12 protein-coding genes are annotated in these 13,953 nt (G+C 66.0%); 5 read left to right on the plus strand and 7 right to left on the minus strand.

All coding sequences use genetic code 11. The features are described 5' to 3' along the window. Window positions 1-41: 41 nt before the first annotated feature. A complete protein-coding gene (locus tag QX108_RS31440) occupies window positions 42-1,340 on the minus strand; it encodes a hypothetical protein (protein ID WP_315786279.1) in 1,299 nt (432 codons plus the stop codon). Between the two features lie 952 nt (window positions 1,341-2,292). On the opposite strand from QX108_RS31440, the gene QX108_RS31445 reads away from it, so the two are divergent. Together QX108_RS31445 and QX108_RS31450 are read left to right on the plus strand one after the other, a co-directional pair. Next, a complete protein-coding gene (locus QX108_RS31445) occupies window positions 2,293-3,090 on the plus strand; it encodes an SDR family oxidoreductase (protein WP_315786282.1) in 798 nt (265 codons plus the stop codon). 7 nt (window positions 3,091-3,097) lie between these two features. Continuing rightward, the gene (locus QX108_RS31450; protein ID WP_315724575.1) at window positions 3,098-3,544 is read left to right on the plus strand and encodes a hypothetical protein; all 447 of its coding nucleotides are present in this window, start codon (window positions 3,098-3,100) and stop codon (window positions 3,542-3,544) included. Between the two features lie 5 nt (window positions 3,545-3,549). On the opposite strand, the gene QX108_RS31455 is transcribed toward QX108_RS31450, so the two are convergent. The 5 genes from QX108_RS31455 to QX108_RS31475 all read right to left on the minus strand — a co-directional run bounded on the left by QX108_RS31455 (window position 3,550) and on the right by QX108_RS31475 (window position 6,564). Further along, complete coding sequence (locus QX108_RS31455; protein ID WP_315724573.1) at window positions 3,550-3,969, minus strand: VOC family protein; 420 nt, start codon at window positions 3,967-3,969, stop codon at window positions 3,550-3,552. A gap of 30 nt (window positions 3,970-3,999) precedes the next feature. After that, the gene (locus QX108_RS31460; RefSeq protein WP_315726617.1) at window positions 4,000-4,368 is read right to left on the minus strand and encodes a DoxX family protein; all 369 of its coding nucleotides are present in this window, start codon (window positions 4,366-4,368) and stop codon (window positions 4,000-4,002) included. Between the two features lie 138 nt (window positions 4,369-4,506). Next, the gene (locus QX108_RS31465) at window positions 4,507-5,778 is read right to left on the minus strand and encodes an RNA polymerase sigma factor (RefSeq protein WP_315724571.1); all 1,272 of its coding nucleotides are present in this window, start codon (window positions 5,776-5,778) and stop codon (window positions 4,507-4,509) included. Then, window positions 5,775-6,143: a YciI family protein gene (locus QX108_RS31470; protein WP_172109975.1), complete on the minus strand. Its 369-nt coding sequence runs from the start codon at window positions 6,141-6,143 to the stop codon at window positions 5,775-5,777. Before QX108_RS31470 ends, QX108_RS31465 begins: the two co-directional genes overlap by 4 nt. Before the next feature lie 100 nt (window positions 6,144-6,243). Further along, window positions 6,244-6,564: a hypothetical protein gene (locus QX108_RS31475; RefSeq protein ID WP_315786285.1), complete on the minus strand. Its 321-nt coding sequence runs from the start codon at window positions 6,562-6,564 to the stop codon at window positions 6,244-6,246. A gap of 90 nt (window positions 6,565-6,654) precedes the next feature. Between QX108_RS31475 and QX108_RS31480 the strand changes: the two genes are divergently transcribed. Next, complete coding sequence (locus tag QX108_RS31480) at window positions 6,655-7,620, plus strand: glyoxylate/hydroxypyruvate reductase A (RefSeq protein ID WP_315786287.1); 966 nt, start codon at window positions 6,655-6,657, stop codon at window positions 7,618-7,620. Between the two features lie 4 nt (window positions 7,621-7,624). On the opposite strand, the gene QX108_RS31485 is transcribed toward QX108_RS31480, so the two are convergent. After that, window positions 7,625-8,293 (minus strand): TetR/AcrR family transcriptional regulator, encoded by a 669-nt coding sequence (locus QX108_RS31485; protein ID WP_315786288.1) that lies wholly within the window; start codon window positions 8,291-8,293, stop codon window positions 7,625-7,627. Between the two features lie 91 nt (window positions 8,294-8,384). On the opposite strand from QX108_RS31485, the gene QX108_RS31490 reads away from it, so the two are divergent. Both QX108_RS31490 and QX108_RS31495 read left to right on the plus strand, forming a co-directional pair. Continuing rightward, a complete protein-coding gene (locus QX108_RS31490; protein ID WP_315786290.1) occupies window positions 8,385-9,029 on the plus strand; it encodes a glutathione binding-like protein in 645 nt (214 codons plus the stop codon). A gap of 132 nt (window positions 9,030-9,161) precedes the next feature. Continuing rightward, window positions 9,162-13,952: a DUF3320 domain-containing protein gene (locus QX108_RS31495; RefSeq protein ID WP_315786293.1), complete on the plus strand. Its 4,791-nt coding sequence runs from the start codon at window positions 9,162-9,164 to the stop codon at window positions 13,950-13,952. The last annotated feature ends 1 nt before the right edge of the window (window position 13,953 follow it).

The raw sequence follows: 13,953 nt of genomic DNA on the forward strand, positions 1-13,953 counted from the left end.
CGAGCCGCGTGGATCGAATGGCTCGCGCCGGTCGATCTTCCTCAGAACGGCGTGTTGTCGGCCCTATAGCGCGATGATTTCCGCATCGGTCGCTCGGGCACCTGCTCGAGCTGTGCAATCGGGCGGCGGTAGGTCTCGGCGCGGCGTAGCCAGCCTGCCTCCCAGACGCGGTTGGAGGGCAGGTTGCGAACCCGCTGCTGCAGGACGACCTGCACGGCGTCGGAATATTCCGCGAGGACGGCCTTCGGCTCGGTGGTGGTGCCGTTCATCTTGAGCAGCACCTGCTTGAGACCCCAGCCCTGACGCTGTCCGGTTTCCTTGTCGACCGCGGTCTCGGCGGGATTGGTGCCCTCGCCCTTGAAGTTGATGTAGTCGATCAGCGGATAGAGGTCGTCGGAGGCGCGCACGACACGCGAATATTGCGCGACGATGTGCTCGCGCTCGGCACCGTCGGGCGTGTTGGCCAGGATCTTGTCCATCGCGCCCTGCGCGCGCGCCACCAGGAACTGCGTCTGCTCGGCGATCGTATCGAGCAGGAACTGCCGCAACTGGCGCATCTGCGGCGAGTTGAAATTCTTCTTGAACTCGGCCCGGCTGTTCCACGGACAAGGCGGGACCGGGTTCTTGTCGAGCCAGGCCGGGAGCGGCGTCTTGCCCTTGCGCAGAAACGCGACCAGCCCCGGGAAGCCCTCCTCGAACGGCGGCTTCGCCGTGACGGGGTACCAGATGAAATGGCCGATCCCGAGCGAGGCGAATTGCTCACCGGCATTCCACGACGTGATGGCGTCGCGCCGGCCGCCCGCTTCATTGAGCCAGATCTTGCGGCCGATCATCTGCGCCACGTCGGCCGGCAGCACCCGCTGCGGGACCGACAGGTTCTTGGCGTCCTTGCCATCCTTGGTGTCGCGGCCGGCGGTGCGCGGGTCGGTCTTGCGCTCGGCCGTGGCCGGCTTGGCCGGGTCGCTCGACGGCAGGACGACCTTGGGCCCCTGCGTCGGCGCTTCCGCCGGCCGTCCCACCGTCTCAGGCTCCGTTTTCTGCAACGCCTGTTGCGGAGGCGGCGACTGCGGCGGCTGGGATTGTGCAGGCTGCGACTGCGACGTCTGAGATTGCGAAGTCTGCGATTGCGATGGCTGTGGCGGTGAGGCGGCCTGCTCCGTGGCTGCGGGTTTTGCCGCGGCCGGAACTTCCGCCGAGACAGCGCCGTTCGCCGCAAGGCCGAGCACCACGCAGGACAGCAGCAGCGCGCGACGCGCGCGCAGCAAGCCGCCCGGCAGCGCCTGGGGCTCGGTGCTTTGGAAGGAAGGTATGATTCGGTGGCTGATGACCTGACCGCCCATGTCGATTCTACCGAGACTCTTAAACTCTACGCTACGGGTTCAGGATTCGTCCAAAGGCCGACCCGACGGGCAAATCAACCCGCGGCGTGACCGTCGCATGCCCCACGGAAAGCTTTCCCGAAGGCTCTGCTCCGACCGCTTCCACGCTGCGCCACAGAGCTTTTTTCGTGAAGACTTTCAAGCCGATCACCTCTGTCCAGTCCTTCCCGCAAAAATTTTCTCGTTTCGTTTTTCCAGAATATCTGGTCTCTTAACCATGTCCTGCTGCCGATCGAGAGGGACGTTTCGCGGTCGTCACGAACGTTGGGAGCGGGATGCGGTGGACGCGTCGATGTTGCAGCGTGGAGCATGATTCGGAACCGGAGGCTGTCGACGCCCATTGCGCCACAGCTTTCCGACAAGATCATGCTCAGAAGAGGACACGCAGACGAACAACGTGGCGCGTACGGCGAAATCGTGTGGTCCTGGCATCCCGACGCTGATGCCGTGTCCGGTGCGTGTGCGCATTGTGGCAAAAACGGGGGCAAGACAGCCGGTCCCCGGGGAGAGCACGTATAAGCCGTCAGACCGTCGCGCAGGGAGGGCCGGGATGTCCCAGCCGAACCTGTGGTTCCTGCCCCGTGCACTCTTACCGCACGGGGGCCATGGGGGCGGCGAGCTCCCGGCCTTCCCTGCTCCCTCCGATTGCGAGGGACACCGATACCGACAAGACTCGGACGCTGCCGCGCCGCGAGAACGCGAACCGGCGCGCTTGTTACTACCCCTGGCTGTTTGACAAGGGCCGCGATCTTCGCTGCGCTGGGGGGGCGGAGCTGGATTGAACGCACACTGACAAATGTGACGGCCTTCACAGCGGCTCCGCACCGCGCGTGTTAGGAACCACGCGTTAGGAAGGCCGTATTAGCAACCACAAGAGCAAGAGCCGGGCCGCCGGCCAAGGGAGCCGATTGCCGTGACGGAATTACCGACGACGACGAGCGAAAAGGTCGCCCTGATCACCGGGGCGGCGCGCGGCATCGGACTGGCGACCGCCAAGAGATTTCTGGACGAGGGCTGGCGCGTGGCGCTGCTCGACATCGAGACGAAGCTGCTCGACGATGCCACGTCAGCGCTCGACTGCCCCCAGCGAACCCTCGCGCTGCATTGCGACGTCTCGGATGCGGCGATGGTGGCCGACGCCCTGGAGCGCATCAACGGACGGTTCGGCCGCCTCGATGCGCTGGTGAACAATGCCGGCGTCGCCCGCTTCGCGCCGATCATGGAAACCAGCGAGACCGACTGGCAGCGCATCCTCGACGTCAACCTGACCGGGCCGTTCCTGTGTACGCGGGCGGCGGTGCCGTTGATGCGCGAGCACGGCGGCGCGATCGTCAACATCACCTCGATCTCAGCCGTGCGTGCCTCGACGCTGCGCTCGGCCTACGGCACCAGCAAGGCGGCGCTGGCGCATCTGACCAAGCAGCTCGCGGTCGAACTCGCCTCGGCCGGCATTCGCGTCAACGCGGTGGCACCAGGTCCGGTCGAGACCGCGATGGCCAAGGCGGTGCATACGCCGGAGATCCGCGCCGACTATCACGATGCCATTCCGCTCAACCGCTACGGGCTTGAAGAGGAGCTCGCGGAAGCCATCTTCTTCCTCAGCTCCGAGCGATCGAGCTACATCACCGGGCAGGTGCTGGCCGTGGACGGTGGATTCGATGCCGCCGGAATCGGACTGCCGACGTTGCGCGGTCAACGCAGGAACGCCTGAGACGACGATGCCGAGCCGAGTGCGCATCATCCTGACCCTGCTGCTCGCGATCGCCTTGTGGGCGATCGCGACCATGCTGGCGCGTGCCGATGTCCGCATCATCTCCTCGCCGGGCGGCGAGGTCGGACCGTTCCTCGCCTTGTTCGAGAAGGTGCGCGCATCCGGCGAGCGCGTCGTGATCGACGGCCCTTGTTTGTCGGCCTGCACGCTGGTGCTGAGCGTCGTGCCGGAGGAGCGCATCTGCGTGACGCGGCGCGCCTCGCTCGGCTTTCACGCCGCCCGTTCGATCGACCGGCGCGGCCGCGTCTATGCCGAGCCCGAGGCGTCGAAGCTGGTGCTGCAGACCTACCCCACACCAGTGCGCAGCTGGATCGAGCGCCGCGGCGGCTTGACGTCGCGGCTTCTGCTGTTGCGCGGGCGCGAGCTCAAGGCGATGTACGCCTCCTGCCGCTAGCGGCATCAGGCCTCGTAGCCGTCAGCCGGGGAGTTGATCATCCAGGGAATACCGAAGCGGTCGACTCCCATGCCGAAGCCCTTGGACCAGAAGGTCTGGCCGAACGGCATGGTGATGGCACCACCTTCGAGCAGCGCCTTGAACTTGCGTTCGGCCTCGGCCGGATCTGCGATCTGCAGCGAGACCGAGATGCCGTGCGGCTTGCCTTGATAATATTCGGGCGGCGAGTCGGAGGCCATCACGACACTCCCGCCGATCGAGAAGCGGACATGCATGATCCTGTCCTTGTGCTCCGGCGCGGACGGCATCTCCGGCGGAGCCTCGCCATAGCGCATCATCATGTCGACCTTGGCGCCGAGCACCTCGCCATAATGCTTGAGGGCCTGCTCGCAGTCGCCGTTGAAGGTGAGATAGGGGCAGATCATGTCATCCTCCTTGGTTGAACCCGTCACATCTCAGCGCAGCGGCAGCAGCGCGCGCAGGCGGCGGTCGCGCAGCCACAATCCGCCCCACACCATCAGCCCGAGATAGAGACCGAACAGCACGTGGCTGAACAGCGGACTGCCGATGCGGACATGCGAGGCGATAGCGCCGCCGAGATAGCCAGTGAGCAGGATCGCGCCGAGCAGCGAGGTCGCCGGCAGCGCATAGAGCGCGGTGCAGAGCAGCGTGAGCAGCCCGAGCGCGCGCGCCATGCCGTCGCTGCCGCCATAGCCCATCTGATCCATGGTCTGAGTGACGACACCGAGCGGGATGAGCTTGATCGCGCCGTCGAACAGCAGGAACAGGATGACCAGCCCGCTCAGGATGCGGCCGCCCCACAACTCGGCGCGCGAGACCGGCTGGTCCAGGGTGATCATCGACATTCCAGGCTCCCCTCAGTGATGCTGTTCCAAGGACGACGGACCTATCGCGCATCCGACAATGGTGCAAAAAATTTCGAGCCGGTCCTCAGGCGCCCGTTACGGGTTCGCCCGGACCTGCACGGTCGCGCTGTCGCGCATCAGCCGGTCGAGCTGCATGCGGATATGCGCAGCCTCCGCCGAGCTGTGCGCCAGCGCGATGGCGCGGTCGAACGCCGTCCGGGCCTCGTCATTGCGCCCGAGCTGCATCAAGAGCGCGCCGCGCACGCCGAAGAAATAGAAATAGTTGGCCAGCCGCGTCTCGAGCGGCGCGATCAGGTCGAGCGCGGCCTGGGCGCCGCGCACCTTGGAGACGGCCACGGCGCGGTTGAGCGTCACCACCGGCGACGGCTGCACCACTTCGAGCGCGCCATACAACAGGTCGATCTGGGTCCAATCGGTCTCGTCGGGCTTGGCCGCGCGCGCATGCAGCGCCGCGATCGCAGCCTGGATCTGGTAAGGACCGCTGCGCCGATGCCGCATCGCCTTGTCGATCAGCGCCAGGCCTTCCGCGATCATCGGCTGATTCCACAGCGTGCGGTCCTGGTCCTCCAGCAGGATCGGCAGTCCCTCCGCATCGAAGCGGGCTTCGGTGCGGGCATGCTGCAACAGCAGCAGCGCCGTCAGCCCCATGATCTCGGGCTCGCCCGGAAACAGCCGCAGCAGCAGCCGCGCCAGCCGGATCGCCTCCTCCGACAACGGCTTGCGCAGCTCCGCGGTCTCGCCGCTGGCGGAATAGCCCTCGTTGAAGATCAGATAGATCATGGCAGCGACCGCCAGCAGGCGCTCGGAGCGCTCGACCGCGCCCGGCGTCTCGAACGGCACGTTGGCCTGCGCCACCCGCGCCTTGGCCCGGGTGATGCGCTGCTCCATCGCGGCCTCACTGACCAGGAAGGCGCGCGCGATCTGCTTGACCGTCAGGCCGGACACCACGCGCAGCGCCAGCGCGATCTGCTGCGTCGCGGGCAGCTCCTTGTGGCAGCAGATGAATAGCAGACGAAGGATGTCGTCGCGATAATGCGAGCCGTCGAGCCTGTCGGCGATGGCGCTCTCGGCGTCGTCGAGATCGGAGATCGCCTCGTCCTCCGGCAGCGGCTGCTCGCGGCGGACGCGCCGGACATCGTCGATTCCCGCATTGCGGCCGACCATGATCAGCCACGCCGCGGGATCGCGCGGCGGACCGTTCTGCGGCCAGCTCTTGAGCGCACGCAGGCAAGCGTTCTGGAACGCCTCCTCCGCCGCGTCGAGGTCGCGAAAATAGCGCAGCAATGCGCCGACGGCCTGGGGACGTGCTGATGTCAGGGCCGCGTCGATCCAGGCCGCATCGCTCATGCCAGCGCTCCGCCGGGCCTGAACGTGCCGACGGGACGGATCTCGTAGGAGCCGCCGGGATTGGCCTCGCCGAGCTCGCGCGCGACCTCGAGCGCCTCGTCGAGATTGGCGCAATCGACGAGGTAGAAGCCGAGCAGCTGCTCCTTGGTCTCGGCGTAGGGGCCGTCGATGACGAGCGGTGGATCCTCCTTGCGCAGCGTCGTCGCGGCCGTGGTCGGCAGCAGCCGGGCCACCGGCCCGAGCCGCCCCTGACTGGCGAGCTTCTCCTGGATCACCGCGAGCTTGGCCATGACCGCGGCATCCTGGTCCTTGCTCCAGGCGCAGACGACATCCTCGTCGTGATAGCAAAGCAGCGCGTACAGCATCGGCAGACATCTCCCTTCGTCTTCAAGACGGCGGAGTATGCCCGGAGCCGACAGGCCGGCGAAGAATTTTCGCGAGGTTCCGCCGGCAGGAACGACCCGCCTACCAGGAGATGCCGTACTTGGCCGCGATGTTGCGCGCACGCGTCTCCTGGGCGCTCTCGCGCGGCTGTTTGCCGCGCCCGGCCTGCCGTTGCTGCGACTGGCCTTGCCCCTGCCCTGCAGCGCTCTGACCGCCGGGGTTGCCGGCCCCTTGCGCCGTCCCCGGCGCGGCACCACCCTGCTGACCGGCGGCCTGCGTCTGCCCGCCTCCCTTGCCGATGGAAATGCCGTTGGCCGACAGGATCGAGCCGACATCGATGGTCTGGGCCTGGACCGCGGCCGGCGCGATGATCAATGCGGTCGCGAGAAGGAATTTGCGCATGGCGTTATCTCCGTGTTGATGGAGCGGAGATTGGCCTGCCCGCGCGATCTGGTATGTGGGACAGGTCACTCAAAGCTCGAGGATCCTCCGATGACCAAAGGCGCGCTGGCGCTCCTGATCCATGGCGGCACCGACAACTGGTCGCCACAGCGCTGGAAGGCGCGTTTCGACGATGTCTGCGGCGACCGTCCCGTCGTGCTGCTGCCCGATGCGGGCCTCGACCCCGCCGACGTGCACTACGCCGCCGTGTGGAAACCGGTCCCCGGCGAGCTCGCGGGCTTTCCGAACCTGCGCGTCATCTTCAATCTCGGCGCCGGCGTCGATGCACTGATGGCCGACAAGACGCTGCCGAGCCTGCCGCTGGTCCGGGTCGCGGTCGACGACCTCACGCAGCGGATGACCGAATGGGTCGTGCTGCACGTGCTGATGCATCATCGACAGGAGCTGTATCTGCGCGAATCGCAGCGCGCGAAGCGCTGGGCACCGAAATATCAGTGGCCCGCCGCCGCGATCGGCGTCGGCATTCTCGGACTGGGCACGCTCGGGATCGATGCAGCCGAGGTGCTCAAGCGGCTCGGCTTTCAGGTCGCAGGTTGGAGCCGCAGCGAGAAGCAGGCCGACGGCATCGAGTGCTTTCACGGTGCGGCGCAGCTCGATGCGTTCCTGGCGCGGACCGACATCTTGGTGTCGCTGCTGCCGCTGACGCCGGACACCCGCGGCATTCTCGACCGCAAGATGTTCGCAAAGCTGCGGCGCAGCTCGCCGCTCGGCGCGCCCGTCATGATCAATGCCGGCCGCGGCGGCCTGCAGAACGAGGCCGACATCCTCGCCTGTCTGGACGAGGGTACGCTGGGCGGAGTGTCGCTCGACGTGTTCGGCCAGGAGCCGCTGCCGGCCGACAGCCCGTTCTGGACCCATCCGAAGGTGGTGCTGACACCGCACAATGCCGCCGACACCGACGCCGACGCGATCTCACGCTATGTCGCCGAGCAGATCGCGACCTTCGAATCCGGCGGCGCGTTGCGCAACCTCGTCGATCGCGTCAGGGGGTACTGAGGGGCTATTTTCGACCCACCATCACATCGATCGCGCCGGCGACGATCGCCTCCAGCTCCTGGCGCGGGACCCGCGCCCGGGCCCGGACCGCAATCGAGTGGACCGTCGCCGAGGCGAGTTGCGCCAATACGAGGGGGTCGGCGCTGTCGGGCAACTCGCCCTTTTCCTTGGCGCGGCGGAAGCACTGCGCGAACGCCTTGTCCAGCTCGGTCAGCGCGTTCTGCACCATGGCGCGGATGTCGGGGTCGGCGACCGCCTCCGAGCCCGCGGTCATCACCGTGAAGCAGCCACGCGGTCCCTCCTCGCCGGAGAGATAGATGTCGAGCGCGGCTGCGAAGATCTTCTGCAATTGCTCCCGCACCGGCCGGTCGTCGCGAAAGATCCCGCCCATGACGGCACGGGCGTTGTCGCGGTAGCGCTGGTAGCTCTTGATGTAGAGCTCGCGCTTGTCGCCGAACGCGCCGTAGAGGCTCGGCCGGTTCATGCCCGTCGCGGCGCTGAGATCATCCAGCGATGTCGCCGCAAAGCCGGTCGATCGAAAGAGATCGAGCGCCTTGCCGAGCGCCACGTCCGGTTCATAGGCCCGCGGCCGTCCGCGCCGCTTCGGCTCGGCAGGCGTCGCACCCTTCTCGCCGGAAGCGCCGCCTTGCGGCTCCTTCTTTTTTTGTACCATTTCGCACTAAATTCCTTGACCATCTCTATATTATGCGAGACAGTATAAAAATCAATCGAAGCTCCCCGTCGCGGAGCCCAGGGAGACGTCCATGGACCTGTATTTCTCGCCGCTCGCCTGCTCGCTCGCCACCCGCATCGCGCTATACGAAGCTGACGCCGCGGCGAGTTATTTCGAGGTGGATCCCAAGACGAAGATCGTCCTCAATGATGGATCCGATTTTCGTGCCGTGAATCCGCTCGGCCTCGTTCCGACCCTGCGCACCGACGACGGCGAGCTGCTGACCGAGAACGCCGCGATCCTTCAATATGTCGCAGACCGCTTTCCCGCGGCGAAGCTCGGCACCGGCCCCGGCATGGACCGTAGCCGGCTGCATCAATGGCTCTGCTTCATCGGCACCGAGCTGCACAAGGGCCTGTTCATTCCCATCCTCGACAAGACCGCGCCCGACGAGATGAAGACGCACGTTCTGAAGAAGAATCTGTCGCGGCTCGATCATCTCGAGAATCATCTGCAGGGCCGAGAGTATCTCCTCGATCATTTCACCGTCGCTGACGCCTACCTGGTGACGGTGATCAATTGGACCATGGCGACCCCGCCCGTCGAGCTCGCCAAATGGCCGGCCGTGAAGGCCTATTACGAACGCCTGCGTGCACGGCCATCGATCGCACGCGCCATCGCCGAGGAGTTCGTGCTCTACAAGGCGGAACTCGCACGGCACAAGGCGGCGGCGTAGCTGCATGCCTGTCTCGCCTCCTCTGCAGAGCGATCGAGGGGGCGAGACAGCGCATCAACGTGGCGCCTCGGTATCGGATGCTTGACCGCGAAGACGTCGAGTTGCAATCCTCGAATCGCAGGAGGGTTGCACGTGGCAAGCACATCCGTAAGAGACCGATTGCTGGCGGACCGGCGCGCGCTGCTCGATCTGGGCACGCGCAACCGGCTCGTGCACATCCCGCTCAAGACCAAGACCATCCGCACCATCGACATCGTCGGCGCACGCTCGGCGACGTTGTTCGAGCTGCTCGGGGAAGGCAAGCGCTTCACGTTCCTGCCGACAATGGCGGACATGCCTGCAGACAAGGTGGAACGGCCTGCGGAGGCGCCGGACACCGCTCCGGCTCTCCCGCTGCCTGAACCCAGCGCGCCGCCTGCGAGTACAAGACAGACCGACAACGTTTCGGAGCCACAGCCTCGGCCAGCCGACACGCGCCTTCGGACCCGCCTGTCATCCGAGGCATTGCAGAAACGCCTCCTCGACATCTGGTACGACGCGCGCACGCTGGAGGAGGAACAAGGCGTCAACATCCTCTATCTCGCCTTCGGACTGCTGAAATGGTTCGAGGACGACAAGTCGGACACCGAGCGCTTCGCGCCGCTCGTGTTGCTACCCGTGCGACTCGAACGCAGCAGCGCGGCTGATCGGTTTCATCTGGTCTCGCGCGCCGAGCCACCCTCGCCGAATCTTTCCTTGCAGGCCAAGCTCGACGCCGAGTTCGGATTGAAGCTCGCGGATTTCGGCGACGAGGACGATGTCGATATCGCGGGATATCTGGCCGGCGTCGCCGAGACGGTCGCGAACAAGAAGGGATGGGAGGTGAAGACGGACGCGATCGTCCTCGGCTTCTTCTCCTTCTCCAAGTTCCTGATGTATCGCGACCTCGATCCGGAGAACTGGCCGTCGGACGGCGCGCTCGACCGCCATCCGCTGATCACGGCGCTGCTGCAGAACGGCTTCGAAGCGTCCGCGCCGATCGTTGCCGAAAACGGCAAGATCGATCCCGTGATCCAGCCGATCGCGATGAACCACGTCGTCGACGCGGATTCGTCGCAGGCCGTGGTGATCGAGGAAGTCGTCCGCGGCCGCGATCTCGTCGTCAAGGGACCGCCGGGCACCGGCAAGTCGCAGACCATTACCAACATCATCGCCTCGGCTGCGGCCGAGGGGAAGACGGTGCTGTTCGTGGCCGAGAAGATGGCGGCGCTCGACGTCGTGCATCGGCGGCTGAAAGCCGTGGGGCTCGGGTCCCTCGCGCTCGAACTGCACTCCAACAAGGCGAACAAGCGCGTCCTGCTCGAGGAGCTGAAGCGCTGCAAATCGGCTGCCGCTCAAGCGCCGCGTGCCGAGGCAACCCTGGTGCAGCGCCTGACCGACAGTCGCGACAGTCTCAACCGACACGCCGACATGATGCACCAGCCGCATCAGCCGAGCGAGCTCACGCCGTTCCGGTTGCTTGGCCATCTCGTACGCTGCGGCCAGACCTCCACACAGCCTGCGCTTCCATTGCAAGGCGCGCCCTCCTGGACGCCGCTGAACCTGGAGCGGCGACGCGAGCTGATCGCAGAGCTCGCCGAGCGGATTGCAGCCGATGGGCCACCTCATCTGCACCCGTGGCGCGGCGTCGGCCGTCACGCGCTCGATCCGGCCGAGATGGTGGAGCTGCGGACATCGCTGGACGACGTCGCAAGCGTTCTCGGCCGCGCCACCGCAGGCGCCGCGCGCGTGAGTACACGGCTCGAAGAGCCGCCACCGGTCACGTTCGCCGACGCTGCCGGACTGCTGGCCTTCGCCGAAGCCACAGCCGCGATGCCCGAATGCGACAAGACAGCCTTCTGCAACCCGATCTGGAGCCGGCCGCAAGATGTTGCCGACATCGTCGACAAGGGACTCCGCTACGCCAAGCTGAAAGCCGCGTTCGAATCCGCCTTCGTCGAGTCCGCCTGGGAGGCCTCGATGGTCGATTGCCGCAAGGTGATCGCGGAGAAAGGCGGTTCCTGGCTGCGCTTTCTCAGCGCCGGCTATCGCGGACAGATGGCGCTGCTGGCTTCGTACCTGAAGGTGCCGATGCCGAAGCCGCTCGATCAGCGGCTTCTGCTGATCGACGGTCTCATCGCCGCGCAAGCCGCGCGCAAATCCTTCGAGGAGGTGGAGAGTGCCGGCCGCGCGGCCTTTGGAACCGCGTGGCAGAAGGAGCAGTCGGACTGGGATGCTCTTGCAAAGCTGACGGCCTGGTGGAGCGCCTTCCCGAAATCGTCAGCGATCAAGGACGTACGTCAACGCCTGGCGACTCTCTCGCTATCCTCTGACGACAGGCAAACGATCGATCAATTCAGGAGCGATCTCGCGAGCCTGACCTCGGGCCTTCGGCATCTGATCGAATTCCTGCAGTTGGAGCCCGGCCGCATCCCGCTCGACACAGCCGATCAGCTGCGGCTCGGCGAGCTGTCGCAGACACTCTCCGAGTGGCAGAACTCCACCGAGCGCCTGACCCGCTGGATCGCGTTCATGGAGCGCGTCCGCCTCGCCCGTGCGGACGGCCTCGCGGCGCTGGTCGATCGTGCGCTGGATGGCTCGCTGCCGGGCGATGCCCTGCAGCAGACCTTCGATAATTCCTATTACGACGCCATGCGCAGCGTGATCTTCGCCCAGCATCCGCAGCTCAAGCGGTTCGACGGCGAATCGCATGACCGGCTGGTCGATGGCTTCCGCAAGCTCGACGTCGAGCGCATGCAGCTTGCCCGCGACCAGATCGCCTATGAGCATGCCGCGGCGCTGCCGCGCAACGCCGGCGGCATCGGCCCGCTCGGCGTGCTCAATGGCGAGCTCGCCAAGAAGCGCAATCATTTGCCGATCCGCCAATTGCTGGAGCGCGCGGGTCCGGTCATTCAGCAGATCAAGCCGATCTTCCTGATGAGCCCGCTGTCGGTGGCCCAGTTCCTGAAGCCCGGCGCGATCGCATTCGACCTGCTCGTCGTCGACGAGGCCTCACAGATCGAGCCGGTCGACGCGCTCGGCGCGGTCGCGCGCTGCCGGCAGATGGTGGTGGTCGGCGACGAGCGGCAATTGCCGCCGACGCGCTTCTTCGCGAAGCTGACCGGCAATGATGACGACGACACCGAGGACGAGGATCAGCCGACCTTCCAGGTGAAGGACGCCGAGAGCATCCTCGACCTCTGCCTGGCCAAGGGCCTGTCGCATCGCATGCTGAACTGGCATTATCGCAGCAAGCACCAGTCGCTGATCGCGGTGTCGAACAAGCAGTTCTACGACAACCGGCTGTTCATCGTGCCGAGCCCCTATGACGCCGTGGCGGGCATGGGGCTGAAGTTCAACTACAACCCCGATGCGCATTACGAGCGCGGCAGCAGCCGGACCAACCCCAGGGAGGCGCGCCTCGTGGCCGAGGCCGTCATGCGCCATGCGAGGGAGACTCCGGAACGAAGCCTGGGAGTCGCGACCTTCTCGGTGGCGCAGCGCCAGGCCATTCAGGATCAGCTCGAAATCCTGCGCAAGGAGAGCCCCGATACGGAGGAGTTCTTCTCCCGTGGCACGAGCGAACCGTTCTTCGTCAAGAACCTCGAGAACATTCAGGGCGACGAGCGCGACGTCATCTTCATCTCGATCGGCTACGGCAAGACGAAGGAAGGCTTCGTTTCGATGAGCTTCGGCCCGCTGAACTCGGACGGAGGCGAACGCCGCCTGAATGTGCTCATCTCCCGTGCCAAGCTGCGCTGCGAGGTGTTCTCATCGATCACCGGCGACGACATCGACCTGTCGCGCGCCAAGGGTCACGGCATCGCGGCGCTGAAGACATTCCTGACCTTCGCACAGACCGGCCAGCTCGGCATCGCGCAGGAGACAGGTCGCGATCCCGACTCCGTCTTCGAGGAGCAGGTCGCTGCCAGGCTGCGGGCGCTAGGCCATGATGTGAAGACGCAGATCGGCACCGCTGGCTTCTTCGTCGATCTTGCGATCGTCGACCCTGAGAAGCCCGGCCGCTTCGTGCTCGGCATCGAATGCGACGGCGCGCAATATCACGCCTCCCGCTCGGCGCGGGATCGCGATCGGCTGCGGCAGAACGTGCTGGAAGCACATGGCTGGGTGCTGCATCGGATCTGGTCGACGGACTGGTTTCTCCGCCCCAAGGAGGAGACCGAGAAGGTGCTGCGCGCAATCGACGCCGCGAAGGCGCATTGGCGCGAGGTCGACCAAGGCGCCGCCGAGGCGCAGCCCGAACCACCGGCCAAGCCGGCCGAACCGCCGCCAGAGCAGACCGAGTCCCGGCCCCTGGAGATTGTCGCACAGGCGCCGGCAGCTGTTGCTTACGAGGAGGCGAAGCTGCGGGTGCGGCGTGAGGTCGAGCCGCACGAGACGTCACTCTCCAACATGACGCGGCACGTCGTCGAGATCGTCGCCGTCGAGGGGCCGGTGCATGAATCGGAAATCATCGTTCGGATCCGATCGGCCTGGGGCCTCGCTCGCGCCGGCAATCGCATTCGCGACGCGGTGAAAGCGGCGTTGAACGCGGCGGTGGCGAAGGGCCAGATCGCCGGAGGTCCGTTCTACTCGGTCCCGAGCCAGATGATCGTTGTCCGAAACCGCGAGGAGGTGCAATCGTCGACGCTGCGCAAGCCCGAGATGTTGCCGCCGGAGGAGATCAAGACGGCCATCATGCAGGTGGTGGAGCAGAATTTCGGCGCAGAGGAGGACCAGCTGATCCAGGCGGTCGCCCGGCTGTTCGGCTTCGGATCGACCAGCGCCCAGCTGCGCGAGGTCGTACAGGACGGTCTCAAGGATCTTCTCGAAGCGGGACGTCTGCGCCGCGACGGCGAACTGCTGAGCAAGCCTCCGGAGATCTCGCCGGCCGCGCCGGCCTGAC

This window comes from Bradyrhizobium sp. SZCCHNR1002, assembly GCF_032381435.1.
GTDB lineage: Bacteria > Pseudomonadota > Alphaproteobacteria > Rhizobiales > Xanthobacteraceae > Bradyrhizobium > Bradyrhizobium aeschynomenes.